Source organism: Paenibacillus sp. HGH0039 (assembly GCF_000411255.1).
GTDB lineage: Bacteria > Bacillota > Bacilli > Paenibacillales > NBRC-103111 > Paenibacillus_F.
On record NZ_KE150413.1, the window covers coordinates 1,540,494 to 1,560,345 of the forward strand.

Sequence of the window (19,852 nt, forward strand, 5' to 3'; positions counted from 1 at the left end):
AGTCATAATGGTTCCATTGTATCATTTGTTGCTTAGGATCTTTTTACAAAAAGGTTAAGAAATTCTTTCAATAAAAAAAGCGGGGATGCCCCCGCGGCTTAAATAAAGGCCGGTCCCCAAAGAGAAACCGGCCCCGGTTCTTATTTCGAAAACAGTTTCAGGTAATCGCCGTAGCCTTCTTCTTCCAGTTTGTTTTTCGGAATGAAGCGCAGAGCGGCCGAGTTGATGCAGTAACGAAGCCCGTTCGGGCCCGGGCCGTCTTCGAAGACATGCCCCAGATGGGAATCCGCTTCTTTGCTGCGGACTTCCGTGCGGACCATATTGTGGGTCAGATCCACATGCTCCGTTACTTGCTCGCCCTGCAGCGGCTGCGTAAAGGAAGGCCATCCGCAGGACGAATCGAATTTGTCCAGGGAGCTGAAAAGCGGCTCGCCGGATACGATATCGACGTACAGCCCTTCTTCTTTGTGATCCCAGAATTCATTGCGGAACGGCGGCTCGGTGCCGCTGTTCTGCGTCACTTCGTACTGCATGGGCGTGAGACGCTTTTTGAGATCCTGATCTTTCGCGTGGTCTTTCCAAGTGTTTTTCAAAAATGCCGCCCTCCCTGATCCTACCGAGTACGCTTTATAGCGCAGCGGATTTTTTTTATAGTACCCTTGGTGATACTCTTCTGCCGGGTAAAACGGCTTGGCCGGTAAAATTTCCGTGGCGATCGGTTTGTCGAACCGCCCGCTGCGGGCCAGATCCGACTTGGATTTTTCCGCCGCCGCCTTCTGTTCCTCACTATGGTAGAAAATGGCCGTTTGATACGACTGTCCGCGGTCGTTAAATTGCCCGCCCGCGTCCGTCGGGTCGATCTGCTGCCAGAATACCTGAAGCAGGCGCTCGTAGGAGAACACGGCAGGGTCGAACGTGATCTGGACCGCTTCGTAATGGCCGGTCGTATCGGAGCAAACCTGCTCGTACGTCGGATTCTCCAGGTGGCCGCCCGTATAGCCGGATTCGACTTTGAGAATTCCAGGCTGCTCGTCGAACGGCTTGACCATGCACCAGAAGCAGCCGCCTGCAAATGTTGCCAGCTCGGATGACTTGTTTTCCAAACTCATGGTTCCCCAGCTCCTTTATTTGAAAGTTCTGTAATGTCGGTTAGATTCCTGACCTTTCCATTATACCATCTCTCTGCCCGAAAAAAGAAATCCCGCCGCCGGGTCACGGCAGCCTGTCGTTTGCCGCGTCCGCTTTACGGCCGGACCGCTCTTTCACGAAAGCCGCGAAAGGAGTATAATGGCCCTTGCATGACGTATGCAGTCCATTCTGAAACGAAACAGGTGACCTCGATGGAAGCGAATTATTGTATGACGTGCGGAACTCCGCTTGAAACGCGGGATATGGACGGAACGCTTCGCCGGGCTTGTCCGGCCTGCAGCTTTGTCCACTGGGGCAGCTACAGTGCGGGCGTAGGAGCTCTCGTGATGCGGGAAGATAAGCTTTTGCTCGTCCGCAGGGCGCAGGAGCCGGGCAAGGGAAGATGGACCAACCCGGGCGGCTTTATCGAACAGCTTGAGCTGATTCACGAGACGATTGCGCGGGAAGTGCTGGAGGAGACGGGCATCGAGGCTTCCGTTAAGAAGGTAGTGGCGTTCCGGGACATGCCGAAAAGCATTCATAACATTTATATCGCTTTCGCGATGGATTACGTAAGCGGGGAACCCGTACCGGACGATCACGAGGTGGACGCCGCAGGATTTTACAGTCTGGAAGAAATGGAGACGATGAACGTGGCTCCTTTTACTCGCTGGCTGGCCGATGTGGCCTGGAACGGGCGGGGCGGAGGGCTGGTTATCGACACGGATCCGGTGGTTCCGCTGGATGGGTACGGACTTTTCCGCGTCTAATACGGTTAAACAGTGGAGCGGATACAAAGCATGCAGCCAAGGCAGCGATTGCCGAAGGCTGCATTTTTTTAGGGGAAAAATCGGCATGAAAAGAGCCGGTCGGGCAGCATTCGAGTCCTTGATTTCAATTGGTAAAATTATTCTCCAAAAGCGCCGGAAACCGTATTAAAAATTCCTTGTACAGATGGAAGTTTTCTGTGCTATCTTATTGCCATAGAAAGATTTGGAAGCGTTTTCTAAAAAGGCGGAATTGATAATTTTCGACTCCGGGTTAAGCCCTCTTTTTTAAGTCCTCCGACAGATGACTCCTGCTGTGAAACTCTTCCCGCGAGACTTGCTTTTTCCGCTTAATGACTTCCGCCTAACGGAACGCTCTCCGAATCTTCCGCCATCATGTATGGGAGGTCATGTTCTTGAAAAAATGGAAACCCTCTTTATTGACCGCATTAACGCTGGGGCTTGCGCTGGGAGCCGTTCCCGCCATGGGCGCGTCCTCTGCCGGTGATATCAGTATCGCTTACGGCAGCCGTGTCGCCGTACAGCAGCAGAAGCCTGTTCTGCAGGGGGATGCCCTGACCGTACCCGCCGAGGAGCTGGCCAAACAGCTTCAACTAAAGCTTAGTCCCCTGAAAGAGGACGGTACTTTTACGCTGTCCAAGACGGGCGTCTTTATCGAGATGAAGCTGGGCTCCAAGGAAGCGCGAGTGAACAACCAGCTCGCTAACCTTCAAGCCGCTCCCGCTAAACAAGGAGACACGCTGTACGTTCCTCTCCGTTTCGTTTCGGAGGCGTCGAGGAGCCTGGTGGAGTGGGATCAGGCCAGACGGATGGCGATCGTCAGCCCTACTTATAAAGTCGTCGGCTATTTCACCTCTTGGGGAAAATTGAAGGCTTCCGAGATCGACGCGTCCAAGCTGACGCATATCAACTACGCGTTCGCCAATATCGTGGACGGGGAGGTGGCGCTGAGTTCGCCTAAGGATCAGGAAGAAGCCTACCCTGGAGCGTGCAAAGGAGAAGATTGCGCCAAATTTGTAAGCGATTTCAAAGAGCTTGCGAAATTAAAGCAGGCGAATCCTCATTTGCAGACGCTGGTCAGTGTCGGCGGCTGGACCTGGTCGGGCCGGTTCTCGGACGCGGCTCTTACGGAGGCTTCCCGTACCAAATTCGCCGACAGCGCCGTCCGCTTTATCCGGGAGAACGGCTTCGACGGAGTCGATCTCGACTGGGAGTATCCGGTGACGGGAGGCCTGGAAACGAATGTGCGCCGTCCGGAGGACCGCACGAACTTTACCCTGCTGCTGCACACCATCCGTGAAAAGCTGGAAGCCGCCGGACGTGAAGACGGCCGTCATTATTTGCTCACGATCGCATCGGGCGCGAATCCGAACTACGTGAGGGATACGGAGCTCGATAAAGTGGCCGAGGCCATTGATTTCGTGAACATCATGACGTACGACCTGCACGGAAGCTGGGAGCCGACGAGCAATAACAACGCCGCCTTGTACTACGATCCGGCCGATCCGGATCCGAACGCCCACCGTTTCTATGCGGAAGCGGCTGTGAACGGGCACCTGAATGCGGGTGTGCCCGCCAAAAAGCTGGTACTGGGCATTCCGTTCTACGGCCGTTCCTGGGGCGGCTGCGAAGCCGTAAACAACGGTCTGTACCAGGCCTGCAAAGGCGGGGACGTCGTGGATTGGACTGAAAAGCCGGAAGGATTCCAGCGCTACTGGAACGACCGCGCCAAGGTTCCTTACCTCTACAACAAGCAAACCGGCCAGTTCGTCTCCTACGAGGACGAGGAATCGATCGGTTACAGAGCCGAATTTATCAAGGAAAAAGGCCTCGGCGGAGCCATGTTCTGGGAGCTGAACGGCGACCCGGACGGCAAGCTGCTGCCGCGGCTGGCGGAATCGCTGGACCGCTAAGACGGCGGTCGGCCGGCGGCAATCCACGTTCTATGACTACGCTCGGATTGCTGAGCGAATAGAGGGATTCGGCTGCCGGCGGGCGGTCCGGTATACGGAACGGGACCTAAGTATTAGCTGAATACACTCTTTAGAACCGCATGGGAACCTTCGGGGTCAACCGGTGTATTCTAGGGAGTGTATTTTTATGGAGAGAAATGCTGTGTCGTTCCGCGGCCTTCATCTTCCTCTTTTTCTGGAGAAAACCTCCTTCTTTACGGGTATGTTCAGCAGATGGAGCCGGATTGGTTCCGTGCGGTCTCCCCGTGGTATAATGCGGACATCTCATCTGTTTACCTGTTAAATAAAGGAGTCGGACTCTAGTGAAATCGCGTCTTGTTCTGCTTGTTTTGGCTCTGCTCGTTTATGTGGGGCTTAATCTTTACATCGGATGGCATGGCGAACGCTTTCTCGACTTCTGGGGAATTTCCGTGCCGGCCGGAATATACTGGACTTTGCTGGCGATACTGGCTCTCGCTTACATGCTGGGCCGCTCTCCCGTAGTTCCGGGACCCCCGGGCAGGCTGCTGAAGGTCATCGGATCTTATTATTTCGCCGTGCTGGAATTTGCCGTGATTCTTCTTCCTCTGGGAGACTTGGCCGCCTGGCTCTTGAAACTTGCGGGATTTCCTCCCGCCGTATATTTCGGAGGTACGGGAAGCGTCGTGCTCGTGATTCTGATTGTCCTCCTTGCCAAAGGATACTGGAATGCCTGGACGCCCATCGTCCGGACGTACCGGGCGCGGGTCGGCAAACGGGCCGGACGCTTGCGTCAACTCCGGGTAGCCGTTGCATCCGACATTCACTTGGGTAATATTGTAGGAAAACGGCACTTGGCCCGTCTGGTTAAGGCGGTCGACGCGATGAAGCCCGATCTTATTCTGCTTCCCGGCGACCTTATCGACGACAGCATCGAACCGTATATCCGCAACGGAATGTCGGAGGTCATGAAGCGGCTTCAGGCGAAATACGGCGTGTACGCGGTGCTGGGAAACCACGAATATTACGGCGGGCATATCGAAGAGCACGTCCGCCAAATGGAGTCGATCGGTATCCGCGTGCTGCGGGACGAGACGGTTTCCGTAGAGGACGCTTTCTATATCGCGGGACGCAAAGACAAGACGGCGGAGTCGTTCGAAACCGGCGGACGCATGGCGGTGGACCAGCTGCTATCCGGGCTTGATCATTCGAAGCCGATCCTCCTGATGGACCACCAGCCCTATCATTTCGCCAAGGCCGCCGCTGCCGGAGCGGACGTGCTTTTGTGCGGCCACACGCATCGCGGGCAGTTCGCGCCGAATCACTGGATCACGGGAAGATTGTTCGAGCTGGATTGGGGCTACATGCTGAAGGAGAAGATGCATGTCGTCGTATCGTCCGGTTTCGGCACATGGGGACCCCCCATACGGATCGCCAGCCGTTCGGAAGTTATCGAGCTTATTCTCGATTTTGAGGAAGCGGAATGAAAGAGTTTTCATGGTATAATAGTCTGGTAAAAGGCCGCGCTGGAACTGACGAGGGGAGAGAGAAGCATGACACACAACCGTGCGTATGAGAGTAACTATCAGGGAATGAAAGCCGTCCGGCTGGAATGGGGCGCCTATGAAGCCGTCATGCTCCCGGATTACGGAGGCAACCTTATCGCTTTTCGGGATACGGACAACGGCTACCGGTTTCTGCACGAACCGGCTGAGGAAGAGCTGGAATCCTTCAAGGCGAATCCGGGAATCCACGGCATTCCCGTGCTTTTTCCGCCGAACCGTTATGAAGACGGCAAGTTCCCGTGGAACGGCAAAGTGCTTCGGTTTCCGATTAACGAAGAGGCGACGGGCAACCATTTGCACGGATTTCTACATAAGATTCCCTGGCAAGTGGACGAATACGGGACGACGGAAAGCGAAAGCTTCGTAAGCGTATCCGTCCGGGTGGATGAAGCCCATGAGGTGTACAAGTTTCTCCCGTTCCGCTTTACGATCCGCCTGCGTTATTCGCTCAGCGCGGACGGCTTGGCCCAGCATCTGTTTATCCGCAACGAAGGCGGAGAACGGATGCCTTGTCTGCTTGCTTTTCACACGTCGGTTAACGCCCCTTTCGCACCGGATGCTTCGGCGAAGGATTACAGGGTGAAGCTGACGATCGGCAAGCGCTGGGAGATGAACGACCGCATGCTTCCTACGGGCAGGCAGCAAGCCCTGACGCGCGAAGAGGAACAGCTTCGGGACGAAGGGATTTATCCCTTCTACGAACCGCTGGACAACCATTATACGGTGTCGGCCCGGAACGGGCGCAACCGCATGGAGCTGACCGACACGAAGCGCAACGTCACCCTCGTTTACGATGTCGGTACGTCCTACAAGCAGTGGATGATCTGGAACCACTTCGGGGAGGAAGGGTTTTTCTGCCCGGAGCCGCAGGTGAATCTCGTGAACGCGCCGAACAGTCCGCTGCCGGCAGAGGAAATCGGCTTGTTCGGGCTGGATCCCGGAGAAATCTGGGAAGAGACCGGAAGGCTTTATGTGAAATAACGACTGCTTTTAACCGAAGCGGCAAAAGAAGACGGCGCTTTCCCATCATCTCCAGAACATGATAAGATGGGAGGCAAGGAGGAGTATATATGACCACACCTAACGAATCCGGCGATCAGCCTATCGAAGCTCAAGCGACAGAAGAAGAGCAGCTGTCTCCCGAAGAACAGGCAGCCAAAGAACAGCAGGAGCAACAGCAGCAGAACGAAATTATTTTTGCCTGGTACAAGCATGCCGAGCAGGTATTGAAAGAGCAGTTTTCCGATTACGAAGTGGAAGGACAGGTAGGCCAGCACCCCGTCTTCGGTCCATTGTTCGCCTACACGGTCCGTCAAAACGATAACAGCTATTCCTGCGGATTTTTCCTTAACGAGCTCGTGCATACGTTCCAGAACAAGGAGAATCCGGGTCTCTGGATGTCTTCCTTCTTCGTGGACTTGATTCGCAGCTCCGACAATCGTCCGCTTCCGGCCGCTCCTCAAAGCGAAGAAGAAGCGAAAGAGCTGCTGGACAAATATATCGTGCCTCACTGCGCGGAGAGCGTAAGAAGCGAATTTCCGGAAGAACAGATCTACGTCGATCTGGAGATGCATTCGGAAGCGGGTCCTGTCCTGGAAGTGGGCTTCCCGTCCATTAAAGAAGGCAACAATACGTTTGCCCTTCCGCTCCAGTTTCTGATGACGCTTCACTTGCTGAACCGCGATCCGGCCGATCCGCTCGTTCAGGCGCTTTATAAAATCCATGAAGAGCATCAGCAGCAGGCGGAGCACACGTAACACCGATTCCGGCTGTCCGATCCTGCTTGCCGAGCAGCGGTGCCGCTTATCGTGCCGTACCGGCTGGCGAGGTATAAAAAAGACGATTCTCCGAAAGGGGAATCGTCTTTTTTCGTTGCCATGCGCTACAAACCGGGCTCTTCTTCGAAGTTCAGGTTTACCGGAGCGTCGGGGAGCGCGGCAATCTCTTCGAGATTCGTCACAGGCACCTGGAGACTGACGGTATCGAACTGGAGGCTGTCGATCCAGACCCGGCCGCTTCCGTTCAACAGGACACCAAACGCGATGGCCACACTCTCTTTGGGCACATCCAGCACCAGGCTGTAACGGCTCCAGTCCGTCGTTCCGCGGATGGGTCTGCCGCTCATGTTGTCAAACCCGAGCACGTCGTGATCCTTGCCGTCTATACGCAGCCACAGGCCGCACCAGTCATTGACCTGCTCGGTTTTGACGAATCCGCTCAGCCGGAGCCGGGTTCCCGAGTAAGCGTCCGCCTTGAACATCTGCATCATGGTTCCGAAGCCGAAGGCCCGTTCCGTAAGCGAACGCAGATAACCGGACGATTTGCCGTGGTGGACCACCAGCCGGTCTATGCCCATCTCGTAATCTCCCGAATGGGTGCCGGTAAGCATCCATCCCCGGGGTTCTCCTTGTAAATCGTTGATTCGTTCCGTCTGTTCGGCCATTTCGGCTTCACTCTCCTTCTGCATCGTAAGCGTTCGGTAGTAGGAACGGTATTGACCCGGCGTCATGAGGAACATGCGCTTGAAAGAGCGGGTAAACGATTCCTGGGAATCGAAGCGGTATTCAAGCGCGATATCGAGGATCCTCCGCTCGGTTCCGAGCAGGCTGCATGCCGCGCTGGACAGTCGGCGCCTGCGTATATAGTCGGCGGGAGGCATGCCTACCTGAGCCTGGAAGATCCGGTGAAAATGATACATGGAAAATGCCGCCCGCTCGGCGAGGATTTCCAGATTCAGCTCCTCTTTCAGATGAGCCTCGATGTAAGAAAGGGTCCGGTTGACCGTTTCCGAATATACGACTGCTTGCACCATAGCCGGGTATCGCCTGCCTTTCCGTTATCAGCTTATCATGGAGAGCCGGACGGGGCTTGATCGTTCTTGCGCTTTACAACTGCTGCCGTTCGGCAACGGTCGAATGGTTATCTACGTACAGGGTGTTCGTGTACTCCACACGGCCGATTTCACAGCCGGGACCGATCTTCACGTCTCTTCCTCGTACGACGGAGGCGGATGTATGCTCTAAGTAGATGACATCCCCTTCGATGATTCCGGCTTCCAGGGAGGTCAGTTTGGAACCGAAAAGAGAAGCCAGCGAGTTGAGGAAACCGTTTTTCTTCACCTGGATGGACTCTCCGCCGATTTCTCGGGCCCGGCACGGTCCGAAGAGACGAATGTCGATTATGCCCGCATTAAGCAGGCCGCCGACTTCGAATCCGCCGTAGGCTTCGAACTTTTCCGCTTCGCAGTCTCCGTTGATCTGTACGGAACCGCGAATGACCGCCGTGTCTGCGGTCAAAGAGCCGCCGATGCCGGCCGATCCGTTCACTTTGAATTGCCGTCCTGCCACGTCGCCCCGAAATTCCCCGTTTCCGCTGACACTCACCAATTCGGAACGGACATTCCCGGATACGGAGCCGCTTCCGCGTATGATCACTTCCCGGGCGGCCAAGCTCCCGTATACATGGCTGTGCCCCGCCGATTTATAGCTTCGGCATTCCAAATCGCCGTCTATCCGGCCGTTTCCGTTAATTCTCGCGTTCCGGTAACGTCCGCCGTCTGCCGAACCCGATCCGGAGATCGACAAGTCATTCGTTATATTAGGCTGTGCTTCCATGGTCAGGCCTCCCGCCAAATTTTTGTTTTTAATGCTTCAACGGATGAGGAAAGCTGCAGGCGCGCCGCCACTTTCACACCCTTTTCCAGATAAATCTCTCCGGTGCCCTGCTTTAGAAAACAGGTGGACACACCCATTTTGCGGATAAAAAGAAGCTCCCCGTCGCTGTCGCTCATGTTCGGGTACTGGTCTGTCATAAGCTGGATAAGGCCGCTTCCTTCCTCCAAGCTGATTTCCCCGGTTTCGAGCAGCGTGTGAAGAACATAGACGGCGAAAATACGCTCGAATGTCCACACCTCGGCGTCTCTGCTGAGCCGGACGAAATAGTCCAATGCAACCTTCGAAACAATGTTATGAAGGATAAGTTCTTCTTTCGTCATGCTCAGATCGGAAGGGCGGGGAGAGAAGCGATCGGCCAGCTCATCCAGCGACAAATCGTCTTTCTGGTGCAAAATGTTGTCGATGCGGACGAGAATCTCTTTCTTGGGAAAAAACGTTTCCTGCCCCGTGAAGGTAGATTTTCGGATGAACCACGCTTCCGGTATAAGGTTTTTTCGTTTCCAGCGATAAAGCTGGCCGTAGGATATGCCGGTCAATTCGAGCAGATCTTTTTTCGAAATCAATTCCTGCGTCATCTCAACACCTCTTGAAAAAGATTGTAACATAACACTGTTACACTGTAAATCACCCTACATGCATAAGATTTTTCTTATCCATGAAGTCATAAAAAAGACGTTGACACTTCAAAAAAACGTGTGCTAAGCTACTTGAAACTCCGATAACATACTAATCCAATCGGAATTATTAAAACGAAAGAGTCTACCGTTCGAACGGAGACGCGCTTTTTTCCCTTCAGGGGAAAGTGCGTCTTCTTTTTTTTGGATGAACGGAAGAACATAAGGGGGAGAGAGACGAAAATGACAACGATATCCGGGTGGCTGAAGCGTTCCGCACGTACAAAGGCACGGCTGGCGGCCCTTATGCTGACGGCTGCGGTCGTTCTGTCCGCATGTTCTTCGGGCGGGGACAAAGGGGCCGCGGCAACAACGCCGAATGAGGCAAAATCCGCCGTATCGGGAGACTCCAAGGTGGTCCGAATCGGCTATCAGAAAGGGAACACGCTTAATATTTTGAAAGAACACGGCAATCTGGAGAAACGGCTGAAAGAGAAGAACATCACCGTGGAATGGAAAGTTTTTGCGGGCGGAAATTTTCTGCTGGAGGCGTTAACGGCGGGAAGCATCGATTTCGGGCATGCGGCAGACGGCTCGGGCGTATTCGCGCAGGCCGGAGGCAAACCGTTTGTCTACGTGGGCAGCGATCTTCCCAACCCGGAAGGCATGGGAATTGTGGTTCATGCGGGTTCGCCGGTAAAAACCGTCGCGGATTTGAAAGGCAAGAAGATCGCGGTGGCGAAGGGCGGGAATCATCATTACCTCGCTGTTCTGGCGCTGGAAAAGGCCGGTCTCAAACTGGACGATGTCAAATTCGTGTTCGTCAAAGACGCATCCGAAGGGAGAGCTCTGTTCGAAACGAAGCAGGTGGACGCGCTCGGCTCCTGGGACCCTTTTTTTGCCTCGGTCGAGAACGATCTGTCGCCGGTGACGCTGACGGACGGAACGGGATATTCACCGAACCGGACCTTTTATTACGCCAATGAAACGTTCGCGAAAGGAAATGCCGAGCTGATCCAAACGATTCTGGAAGAAATCGACGTCTCCGACAAATGGGCCAATACGAACAAGCCGGAAGTCGTCAAGCAGTTGACGGAAGCGCTCGGCATCGACCAAAAGGCAATCGAACGGGCCGTGAACCGACGAACGTACGGCGTCGAAAATTTGTCGCCGGAAATCATCGAGCCGCAGCAAAAACTGGCCGATACGTTCCACCGGATCGGACTGATCGGGGACAAGATCCATGTAGCTCCGCTGATGCCGACCCAGCAGGCGTGGGCAATCGGAAAATGACGGCGGATTATAACTTGAGGGAGATGACGAAATGTCGGTAAGCATTCAACAAGCGGATACGAGACGAAGAGATACATGGGCGGCCGCGCTGCTTCCCTGGCTGCTTCCGGCGCTTATTCTGGCGGGCTGGCATATGGCCGCCGTCTACGGGCCCGTTTCCCAGCGCTTGTTCCCGCCTCCTCTTGAGGTGGCGAGGTCGGGTTGGAAGCTTCTTTCCTCGGGCCAGCTTACGTATCATCTGGGCGTCAGTCTGGGGCGCGCGGCAGCGGGTTTTGTCATCGGCGGGGGAATCGGGCTGCTGCTGGGGGCCGCCAACGGATTGTTTGTGACGTCCTACCGGATGTTCGATACGTCGATCCAGATGATCCGAAATATTCCGCACCTTGCGCTGGTACCCCTTGTGATATTATGGATGGGAATCGACGAAGGAGCGAAGGTGTTCCTGGTTTCTCTCGGCGTGCTTTTCCCGGTCTACGTAAATACATTTCACGGAATACGATCCATCGACCGGGGGTATTTAGAAATGGGGGGCGTCTACGGACTCACCTCCTGGCAGCTTTTCCGCCATGTTATTTTGCCGGGGGCGCTTCCTTCCGTTTTTGTGGGGATCCGATACGGGCTCGGAATTATGTGGCTGACGCTGATTGTAGCCGAGACGATCGCAACGGATAAAGGAATCGGGTATTTGGCTTTAAATGCCCGTGAGTTTATGCAGGCGGACATCATCATTTTAAGTATTCTGCTGTACGCGCTGCTGGGCAAGCTGGCGGATGTGATCGCCAAATGGCTGGAGCATACTGTGCTCAAGTGGAATGTAAGCTACCGGAAAGCCTAGAACAACGTAAACGGAGGTGCCGCAATTGAGCGGGTGGAGTCAGTTGGCCGAGGAGGCTTTATATACGGAAGCCCTGGCAGGTGATAAAAGAAGGGCGGTTTCGGGCGATGACGCCGGGCAAAGCGGGGAGCGCCTGTTCGGAGCGTCTGTCCGGCTGCAGGGCGTTCATAAATCGTTCGGAGGCAAAAAAGTGCTTCACGAGCTGGATCTGACGATCCGTCCGGGTCAGTTTATTGCCGTTGCAGGCAGAAGCGGCAGCGGAAAAAGCACGCTGCTCAGACTGCTGGCGGGGCTTGAGAAACCTGCCGAGGGCCGGATCGAGATCGACGGCAGGCCCGTATCCGGCATTGGCCGGGATATCACGGTCATGTTCCAGGAGGCCCGCCTGCTCCCGTGGAAAACCGTGCTGGACAACGTCGGCATCGGTTTGAGCGGGAACTGGCGCCCGCGTGCCCTGCACGTACTCGGGCAGGTTGGCCTGACGGACCGCGCCGGCGACTGGCCGGGCGTCCTGTCCGGAGGCCAGAAGCAGCGGGTGGCCTTGGCGCGGGCGCTTGTCCGCCAGCCGAAGCTGCTGCTGCTGGATGAGCCGCTGAGCGCCCTGGATGCGCTGACCCGGCTGGAGATGCAGCAGCTGATCGGCACGCTCTGGCAGCGGCACGGCTTCACGACGCTGCTCGTCACGCACGATGTAAGCGAAGCGGTCCGTCTGGCGGACCGGATTCTTCTGATCGAGGACGGGAAAATCGCGCTGGACGCCGATAACCCGGTTCCGTGGCCGAGGGATCAGGCGAATCCGGAATTCGCCGGACTCGAGAAGCGGGTTCTGGAGCGGATTATGCAGACAAACGGGGGGAACGGCCGATGAATCCATCTCCGTTCAGCTTCGCCCGAACAGCGGAAGAGCGGGAGCGTCTCGAGGGGATCGGCCGGCTGGCCGACACTTTGCGTGACGAAGCGGCCAGGGCGGATGAGGAGAACGGCTTCTCCTACGGAGCTATCGACGCGTTGAAGGAAGCCCGGTATCCTTCGCTGACCGTCCCGGCCGAATACGGAGGAGCCGGAGCCTCCCTGTACGAGTTTGTTCTGCTGCAGGAAAGGCTGGCCCAGGGAGATGCGGCGATAGCACTCGGAATCGGCTGGCATCTGGGCATCGTTCTGGAACTGGCGAATCAGCCTGCCTGGCAGGACAAATACGAGGCGCTGTGTAGAGACATCGCCTCCCGCAACCTTCTGATTAACCGCGCGGCTACGGAAAAAGGGACGGGGAGCCCCTCGCGCGGAGGCCGCCCGGCTACAACGGCGGCGGACGTAAAGGGCGGCTACCTCCTCAACGGACGCAAGACGTTTACGACGCTGGCACCCGCCCTTGACCTCGTCATTGTGACCGCTTCCCTGGAGCCGGACGGAAGTCACGGCGAGTTTGTTTTTCCCGTCGCGACGGAAGGCGTTCGCATCGAGCCGACATGGGATATGGTCGGCATGCGCGGAACGGCCAGTCACGACCTGGTGCTGGAGGATGTGCTTGTCCCGGCGGAGGCGAGGGTCAAGCACACCCGCAGCGAACCGAGCAGACCCGGGCCGGCGGCTCATCCGTATCTGCTGCACATTCCCGCCTGCTACCTCGGCATCGCTCTTGCGGCGAGGCGGGAAGCGGTCTCTTTCGCGGCGGCTTACCGGCCGAACTCGCTTCCCCACCCGATTCTGGAGCTGCCCCATATCCGGCAGCTGATCGGGGAGATCGAGCTGGAGCTTTCCGCGGCGAGGCATTTCCTCTACGCGGTGGCGCAGCGCTGGGAGAGTGCCCCCGCAAATCCGGGGGCATTCGCCGCGGACTTGAGCGCCGTCAAGACGTTCGCCGTGCGGACGGCGCTTACCGTCGTCGACAAGTCGATGCGGATCGCGGGGGCGCACAGCTTGGCGATGACTCATCCGCTTCAGCGGCTGTACCGGGATGTGCGGTTCGGACTGCACAATCCCCCGATGGACGACGTCACGCTGAAGCAGCTGGCCGACCGGGCGGAGCGCGAACTGCTGCAACCGCCAGAGGGAACGGCGGAGGCGTAAGCGAAGGGCGTTAAAGCCATGAAGAAAATCAATTGGTCAAGCGTGGCACCTCTAGCACATATTCCAATTCCATGCCTTATCACAAGTCTAATACATGCTGTACGTGACTAACGTCTATATGGAAACTGCGGCTCCTGCATTTAACCAACGTTTTTACAGTATACACGGGCTGAATGATTAAGCGAAAAAAGATCATGGCTGTAGGCAGCCATGATCTTTTTTACTTAGACTGCTCATTTCGGTGGGGTAGCCTGGTTAATTAATTTCTAAGGGGATACATTTAAAATTTATATATCCCCGTTTTATGATCGTAAAGTAACTACTAGCGAGCGGAGTGCGTTGGAAACTCGCATGCTCCATTCTGGGAGGGGGACTTGGAAAAGTGCTGTCTTTAGATAGTGACTCGCTGGATGCCTACTCTATACCGGCCCTCATCATGGAGGCATACCATGAAGCGGATGCCTGCACGGATAGGACATGCAGGCAAATTCCTGGTATAATTCGGGGCGTAACCGGAAAGGGTGAAAGAATGAAATATAAACATCCCTCACAAAATGGTTCCAAATCCATGCCCGTCGAAATGCCCAACGCTTGGATCGATGCTCGGAATCGAACCGTCGTCTGGCTGGCTTTGGTTTACTTTTCCATTGTGCTTATTCAATGGACAACCCGCTTTCAGTGGATACCTAGTTTATTTTTTACGGGTTTGTATCTTTTTCACGGCTCCCTATACTGGCACTCCGATTCCTTCACCAAGAAGCATCCTTGGGTTTATCTCGTTCTGCAAGGACTGCTTGTTTTGTGGTTCGTCTGGTTTATGCCCATCGCTTGGACGATTCTGATCCTCGGTCTTTTTCCGGTTCTTATGGGGCAAAGCGCTGTTATTTATCATCAGAACACTAAGGTCGCTTTCGCATGTATTTATTACCACATTCTTGCTTTCTTTATCATCGTGAAAGTCAACGAGCTTCCTGCACTTGTCGTTTTTGCTCCTCTGCTGCTTCTCTTGAATTTGATCGTCACTTCGTATACCCGTATGTTTCAAAGGGAGGTATATGGACGCGTCTATACCCAAAACTTCCTACGGGACCTAGAGTCCGCCCATCAGAAAGTGGAAGAGCTTACGCTCGCCAACGAGAGGCAAAGAATAGCTCGCGACCTTCATGATACGCTGGCACAGGGGCTTGCAGGAGTGCTTATGCAGATTGAAGCGATAGATGCTCACTTGTCAAAAAGCAATGTCGAACGGGCTCAACAAATTTTGCGCCAATGCAGGGAAACGGCGAGAAAAACGCTTGCGGAAGCGCGAAGCGCCATCGACGGTCTAAGACTTCGCTCCTCGAACGCAATCGAATTTTCCGATTCGGTTCGGGAAGAAGCGGACGGGTTCTCGTCGGCTACGGGGATACCGGTTGAGCTTCATGTCGAGCTATTGCCGCATATTTCGAAACTGATGACCGAACATGTGCTGCAAATCGTCAAGGAATGCCTGATGAACATAGCCCGTCATGCGGAAGCTTCACGTATCGGAATTTCCATCAGTCGTGCAGAAGACCGAATCGTCATCGAAATTCGCGATAACGGAAAAGGATTCGATCCGGCTGCGATTGGCCGCCAACTCGGGCATTACGGTTTGATCGGCATGAAAGAGCGGGTTCGCATTCTCGGCGGCGTACTCGATATCTCAAGCGCAAGCCAGCAAGGAACGATCGTTCGATTAGAGCTGCCCGAGAAAAGAGAGGAGGTTAAGCGTGAGTTGTAAAATCATGATTGTCGACGACCATTATGTGGTCAGAGAGGGATTGAAGCTGATATTGGAAACGTGCGACGACTATGAGGTGACTGGAGAAGCCGCGGACGGAGCGGCCGCTCTCCGCTTGCTGGAAGAACTGTCGCCGGACGTCATTCTGATGGATCTCAATATGCCGGTCATGGGCGGACTCGAGATGATGGAGCAAATGAAAGAGCGGGGGATCGACATTCCCGTCGTGATCTTGACCACCTACAATGAAGACGAGTTGATGATCAACGGTTTGGCGTTAGGCGCCAAAGGATATTTGCTGAAGGATACGGGTAGAGACCATTTGTTCAGAACGATCGACTCCGCTATGCGGGGGGAGACGCTGCTTCAGCCAGAGATCACGGCGAGAGTGTTTGCCATCAAGCAGACGAAAGAAACGCCAGTCCGGTCGGCGGGAACCGCGATTTTGTCGGATAAGGAAAGAATAGTGCTGCAAGCTGTTGTCCAAGGGCTTCGGAGCAAGGAAATCGCTTTAGACATGGGCATATCGGAACGTACCGTCAAAGCGCATTTGACCAGCATTTATAATAAATTAGGCGTGGATTCGCGGTCGCAGGCGGTTGCGATCGCGGTCGAGCAGGGATATATCTAATTGCCCAAAGGTACATAACGGGCATGCCCAAACGGACGATTTCGAAACTGCCGCCGCCCGATATAATGATCTCCATACCAGAAAGAAATATTGGGAGGAGATTGGAGTATGGCAAAATTATTGTATCGCATCGGTCGGTGGGCAGCCGGGAAACCGAAGTCCGTTTTTATCGGCGGCCTAGCCGTCTTGCTGATTACAGCACTAATGGGGTTAAGGATGGGAGCGGTTTTCACCGGCGACATGTCGATCCCCGGCACCAAATCCGAACAGGCGGCTACCGTCATTGGTGAAAAATTCCACACAAGCGGGGCGGCCGAGAACGGTACCGTACAAATCATATTTAAAGCGCCCGACGGACAAACGCTTGAAACGGAGTCGATGCGTCAGATTGTCAAGCAAACGTTGGATGCGATCTCCAAGGACGAATCGATCGCCTCGGTGGCAAGTCCCTACAATGCCGGAACGATCAGTCAAACGAAAGAAATTGGATACGCTAATGTTACCTATCGTTCTCAGGCGGAGGATGTGACGGAAGCGTCCAAAGAGATGGTCTTATCAAGCGTCGAGCAAGCGCGGGCCCATGGCGTGCAAACGGAAATCGGCGGCTCGGTCAGCTTCGAATCGCTTGAAATTGGCGGGGGTTCCGAAATCGTTGGCCTAGCAATCGCGTTCCTTATTCTGATTTTCATGTTCCGTTCTATCCTGGCGGCAGGGTTCACGATTGTTACCGCGTTGATCGGACTAGGTATCGGAATCATGGGGATTATCGTTGCTTCGAATTACGTCGATATGTCTTCGGTCTCCCTGACGCTTGCCGTTATGCTCGGCCTTGCGGTCGGGATCGACTATGGCCTGTTCATTATTTCGCGCCACCGGCAAAATATGTCCGAGGGCAGATCCGTTCATGAATCGATTGCCATTGCCACAGGAACCGCAGGCAGCGCGGTCGTATTTGCCGGATGTACCGTTATTATCGCTCTTGTGGGCTTGGCCGTAACCAATATTCCCTTTATTACCATGATGGGTCTCGCGGCAGCTTTAACCGTCTTCACAGCCGTTCTGGTTGCGATCTTCATCGTTCCTGCGGTTCTAGGCATGCTTGGCGAGAGGATTCGTCCCAAGTCGGCACCGGATATGCCGCTCAAAAAGCCGAAGCCAACAGCGAATGCCGAGTCGAATGCATGGGGCCGGTTTGTGCAAAAATTTCCGTTGCCGACGGCGCTTGCGGGAATCTTGGTGCTGGCGTTCATCAGTCTTCCTGCCTTGCACCTGCAAACAGGTCTTCCTGACAATAGCTTGAAATCTGAAGAGACGACCGGGCGACGCGGCTACGAATTGATCGCGGAAGGCTTTGGACCCGGGTACCAAGCGCAGCTTGTGGTTGTCATGCAAGCGAAGACTGCCGATCATGCCAAAGCGGACATTGCGTCAGCAAGAGAAGCTCTGGGCAAACTGGACAATGTTGTAATGGCAACGGAGCCCGTTATGAGTCCGGACGGCGATACCGCAATAATAACGGTGCTGCCGGGAACCGGCCCGCATGACCTCAAAACAGCCGATCTGGTGTACGACGTTCGTAAGCTTTCGGACGAGACCATGCGGCAAAATCATGTCGAACTGATGGTGACCGGAAGCACGGCCGTCAATATCGATATTACGGACAAGCTGAACCAAGCGCTTCCTGTATTCGCTTCTCTTGTAGTTGGCCTTGCCTTAATTCTTCTCGTAATGGTTTTTCGTTCCATACTTGTACCGCTCAAAGCCCTGTTAGGCTATCTGCTTACGCTTGCGGCAACGCTCGGATTCGTCGTTTTCGTCGTTCAGGACGGCCATATGGCCGGTTTGTTTGGAATCCCCGAGCCGGGTCCGGTACTGAATTTCCTGCCGCTGTTGGTGGCAGCGATCTTGTTCGGATTAGCGATGGACTATGAGGTATTCCTTGTGAGCCGGATGCGCGAGAAATTTATCCATTCGGGCGATGCGAAAAAAGCCGTGCTCTTCGGATTGAAAAGCAGCGGAAGCGTCGTCACCGCCGCAGGCTTGATCATGATTTCGGTATTTGCAAGCTTTATATTTGCGGAAGACACGATGATTAAATCGATGGGCCTTGCCCTTGCCTTCGGCATTCTGTTCGACGCCTTCATCGTCCGGATGACAATCGTGCCGGCCGTCATGACGCTTATGGGCCGCTCCGCCTGGTATTTGCCGAAATGGCTGAACCGCATCTTGCCGAATATCGACGTGGAAGGCGAATCGATCGTGAACAAGCAAGAGGCTGATGGGATTTTGCAGGATCGTATGATGCGTTCATAGAAGTCGGAATAATGCTATCGAGATGGTCGTCTAAGTGTTAGCTCATTTTTGAGCTAACGGGCAGAATCGTGTAGCAAAATTTAAAGAATATTTTTTGGTAGATAGTTCATTTATTGTATTTACCTATAAATATAATTCTCATTATATATTAGACCAATAAAAGTCAGTTGTTATATTGTTATTATTATAACGGAATTTGGAGGTGGAATGATCCGATGTCTATTTTTGATCTTCAAGTGAACACAATTACCGGTAAGCTCATTACATTGTCAAATTACCGTGGAAAAGTACTGCTTATTGTCAACACTGCCAGTAGGTGTAGTTATTCTCGCCAATTCGCAGGTCTTCAAAGGCTTTACGAAAGTCATACTGAGCAGGGGTTTGAAATACTGGGTTTTCCTTGTAACCAATTTAACGAGAAAGAGCCGGGGAACAACTCGGAAGTGCAGGAATACTGTGAGAGCAACTTTAGAGTGAGGTTTCCGTTATTTGAAAAAATGGGAGGTTAGGGGTCAGACCGCTCATCCGTTATTTCGATTTTTAACGAAGCAAGCACCATTTCAAGGTTTCGATACCCAGACTTCGAACGGTGAATGGATGCAGAATTTTTTGCATGAAAAGTGTCCTGACATATACGCTGGAGATGGGATCAAGTGGAATTTCACAAAGTTTTTGATCGATCGAAACGGACAAGTATATGGTAGATACGAAACAACGACGGAACCATTTGAAATAGAGTCAGTAATTGAATCACTGCTTTTAAAGTAAATGAATTCTTTCGGTCATTATGCTAACGGACACGTTAGTTCAGTTAGTCATACTCTACAAAGAAAGGGCCATTCCGAAAGGTATGGCCTAAAAACTTGCCGTTGCAGACAACGTGGGGAACCGTATCATAAGTGACGGCGAAAAATTGGGCTGAGGGTTTGTGTTGGAATGTTGTAAGTTGTTGCTTAGAGGTCATACTCTGAAGGACTCCTATGAATTGATTTCTACATTCATCAAAACCTAACAATAACACCGTAAGGAGATGCATACGATGATTCGAACCTTTAAACCTATAAAGGGGCATGAATTGCATCCGGCTCTTTTGGCTTAAGGTGTCACGGCACGCTTCAACTGCTTGGGATGGTTCAAATATTGTCCGCCATTCCGTCACATCATTATGTCACAAATCAGATCCTTACATCGTTCTCGGTTAGGCGATTCACGATGTCGGGTGACGAGAGCAGTGCTCAAACAGGAGGTTGG

General features: G+C 53.9%; 16 protein-coding genes and 1 pseudogene. 13 read left to right on the top strand and 4 right to left on the bottom strand.

Going from position 1 to position 19,852, the window contains the following annotated elements; translation table 11 throughout:
- Positions 1-140 precede the first annotated feature (140 nt).
- The gene (gene msrA, locus HMPREF1207_RS21360) at positions 141-1,109 is read right to left on the bottom strand and encodes a peptide-methionine (S)-S-oxide reductase MsrA (RefSeq protein ID WP_009677273.1); all 969 of its coding nucleotides are present in this window, start codon (positions 1,107-1,109) and stop codon (positions 141-143) included.
- 189 nt (positions 1,110-1,298) lie between these two features.
- On the opposite strand from msrA, the gene HMPREF1207_RS21365 reads away from it, so the two are divergent.
- The 5 genes from HMPREF1207_RS21365 (at position 1,299) to HMPREF1207_RS21385 (ending at position 7,169) form a co-directional block, all read left to right on the top strand.
- Complete coding sequence (locus tag HMPREF1207_RS21365) at positions 1,299-1,898, top strand: NUDIX hydrolase (protein WP_016423967.1); 600 nt, start codon at positions 1,299-1,301, stop codon at positions 1,896-1,898.
- Positions 1,899-2,305: 407 nt separating this feature from the next.
- Positions 2,306-3,829, top strand: a complete 1,524-nt coding sequence (locus HMPREF1207_RS21370; protein WP_009677228.1) for a glycosyl hydrolase family 18 protein — start codon at positions 2,306-2,308, stop codon at positions 3,827-3,829.
- Positions 3,830-4,191: 362 nt separating this feature from the next.
- Positions 4,192-5,334 (top strand): metallophosphoesterase, encoded by a 1,143-nt coding sequence (locus HMPREF1207_RS21375; RefSeq protein WP_009677227.1) that lies wholly within the window; start codon positions 4,192-4,194, stop codon positions 5,332-5,334.
- A 66-nt stretch (positions 5,335-5,400) separates the two neighbouring features.
- Positions 5,401-6,393 carry an aldose 1-epimerase gene (locus HMPREF1207_RS21380; protein WP_009677218.1) on the top strand — a complete coding sequence of 331 codons (993 nt, stop codon included), beginning with the start codon at positions 5,401-5,403 and terminating at the stop codon, positions 6,391-6,393.
- Positions 6,394-6,482: 89 nt separating this feature from the next.
- Entirely contained in the window at positions 6,483-7,169 is a 687-nt protein-coding gene (locus HMPREF1207_RS21385; RefSeq protein WP_009677244.1) for a hypothetical protein, read from the top strand.
- Positions 7,170-7,294: 125 nt separating this feature from the next.
- On the opposite strand, the gene HMPREF1207_RS21390 is transcribed toward HMPREF1207_RS21385, so the two are convergent.
- The 3 genes from HMPREF1207_RS21390 to HMPREF1207_RS21400 all read right to left on the bottom strand — a co-directional run bounded on the left by HMPREF1207_RS21390 (position 7,295) and on the right by HMPREF1207_RS21400 (position 9,661).
- Positions 7,295-8,224 carry a helix-turn-helix domain-containing protein gene (locus tag HMPREF1207_RS21390; protein WP_009677259.1) on the bottom strand — a complete coding sequence of 310 codons (930 nt, stop codon included), beginning with the start codon at positions 8,222-8,224 and terminating at the stop codon, positions 7,295-7,297.
- A gap of 73 nt (positions 8,225-8,297) precedes the next feature.
- Complete coding sequence (locus HMPREF1207_RS21395) at positions 8,298-9,026, bottom strand: polymer-forming cytoskeletal protein (RefSeq protein ID WP_009677239.1); 729 nt, start codon at positions 9,024-9,026, stop codon at positions 8,298-8,300.
- A 2-nt stretch (positions 9,027-9,028) separates the two neighbouring features.
- Positions 9,029-9,661 (bottom strand): YhbD family protein, encoded by a 633-nt coding sequence (locus tag HMPREF1207_RS21400; RefSeq protein ID WP_009677226.1) that lies wholly within the window; start codon positions 9,659-9,661, stop codon positions 9,029-9,031.
- A gap of 282 nt (positions 9,662-9,943) precedes the next feature.
- Between HMPREF1207_RS21400 and HMPREF1207_RS21405 the strand changes: the two genes are divergently transcribed.
- From HMPREF1207_RS21405 to HMPREF1207_RS28525, 8 genes and pseudogenes are all read left to right on the top strand, one after another.
- Positions 9,944-10,993 (top strand): sulfonate ABC transporter substrate-binding protein, encoded by a 1,050-nt coding sequence (locus tag HMPREF1207_RS21405; protein WP_009677233.1) that lies wholly within the window; start codon positions 9,944-9,946, stop codon positions 10,991-10,993.
- A gap of 31 nt (positions 10,994-11,024) precedes the next feature.
- On the top strand, positions 11,025-11,828 hold the full coding sequence (locus HMPREF1207_RS21410; protein WP_009677234.1) for an ABC transporter permease subunit: 804 nt from the start codon (positions 11,025-11,027) through the stop codon (positions 11,826-11,828).
- Positions 11,829-11,853: 25 nt separating this feature from the next.
- Entirely contained in the window at positions 11,854-12,696 is an 843-nt protein-coding gene (locus HMPREF1207_RS21415; RefSeq protein WP_016423969.1) for an ATP-binding cassette domain-containing protein, read from the top strand.
- Complete coding sequence (locus tag HMPREF1207_RS21420) at positions 12,693-13,895, top strand: acyl-CoA dehydrogenase family protein (protein WP_016423970.1); 1,203 nt, start codon at positions 12,693-12,695, stop codon at positions 13,893-13,895. The genes HMPREF1207_RS21415 and HMPREF1207_RS21420 overlap by 4 nt, the downstream gene beginning before the upstream one ends.
- Before the next feature lie 529 nt (positions 13,896-14,424).
- Positions 14,425-15,657, top strand: a complete 1,233-nt coding sequence (locus tag HMPREF1207_RS21425; protein ID WP_009677243.1) for a sensor histidine kinase — start codon at positions 14,425-14,427, stop codon at positions 15,655-15,657.
- Positions 15,647-16,288: a response regulator gene (locus tag HMPREF1207_RS21430; RefSeq protein WP_009677229.1), complete on the top strand. Its 642-nt coding sequence runs from the start codon at positions 15,647-15,649 to the stop codon at positions 16,286-16,288. The genes HMPREF1207_RS21425 and HMPREF1207_RS21430 overlap by 11 nt, the downstream gene beginning before the upstream one ends.
- A gap of 108 nt (positions 16,289-16,396) precedes the next feature.
- Positions 16,397-18,601: an MMPL family transporter gene (locus HMPREF1207_RS21435; RefSeq protein ID WP_009677223.1), complete on the top strand. Its 2,205-nt coding sequence runs from the start codon at positions 16,397-16,399 to the stop codon at positions 18,599-18,601.
- A gap of 215 nt (positions 18,602-18,816) precedes the next feature.
- Positions 18,817-19,369 (top strand): annotated as a pseudogene (locus HMPREF1207_RS28525) (glutathione peroxidase).
- The last annotated feature ends 483 nt before the right edge of the window (positions 19,370-19,852 follow it).

Coding starts and splice junctions, on each gene's coding strand:
- HMPREF1207_RS21400 (WP_009677226.1), bottom strand. CDS start 9,661: ATGACGCAGGAATTGATTTCGAAAAAAGATCTGCTCGAATTGACCGGC.
- HMPREF1207_RS21410 (WP_009677234.1), top strand. CDS start 11,025: ATGTCGGTAAGCATTCAACAAGCGGATACGAGACGAAGAGATACATGG.
- HMPREF1207_RS21365 (WP_016423967.1), top strand. CDS start 1,299: ATGACGTATGCAGTCCATTCTGAAACGAAACAGGTGACCTCGATGGAA.
- HMPREF1207_RS21435 (WP_009677223.1), top strand. CDS start 16,397: ATGGCAAAATTATTGTATCGCATCGGTCGGTGGGCAGCCGGGAAACCG.
- HMPREF1207_RS21420 (WP_016423970.1), top strand. CDS start 12,693: ATGAATCCATCTCCGTTCAGCTTCGCCCGAACAGCGGAAGAGCGGGAG.
- HMPREF1207_RS21385 (WP_009677244.1), top strand. CDS start 6,483: ATGACCACACCTAACGAATCCGGCGATCAGCCTATCGAAGCTCAAGCG.
- HMPREF1207_RS21405 (WP_009677233.1), top strand. CDS start 9,944: ATGACAACGATATCCGGGTGGCTGAAGCGTTCCGCACGTACAAAGGCA.
- HMPREF1207_RS21390 (WP_009677259.1), bottom strand. CDS start 8,224: ATGGTGCAAGCAGTCGTATATTCGGAAACGGTCAACCGGACCCTTTCT.
- HMPREF1207_RS21370 (WP_009677228.1), top strand. CDS start 2,306: ATGTTCTTGAAAAAATGGAAACCCTCTTTATTGACCGCATTAACGCTG.
- msrA (WP_009677273.1), bottom strand. CDS start 1,109: ATGAGTTTGGAAAACAAGTCATCCGAGCTGGCAACATTTGCAGGCGGC.
- HMPREF1207_RS21395 (WP_009677239.1), bottom strand. CDS start 9,026: ATGGAAGCACAGCCTAATATAACGAATGACTTGTCGATCTCCGGATCG.
- HMPREF1207_RS21380 (WP_009677218.1), top strand. CDS start 5,401: ATGACACACAACCGTGCGTATGAGAGTAACTATCAGGGAATGAAAGCC.
- HMPREF1207_RS21425 (WP_009677243.1), top strand. CDS start 14,425: ATGAAATATAAACATCCCTCACAAAATGGTTCCAAATCCATGCCCGTC.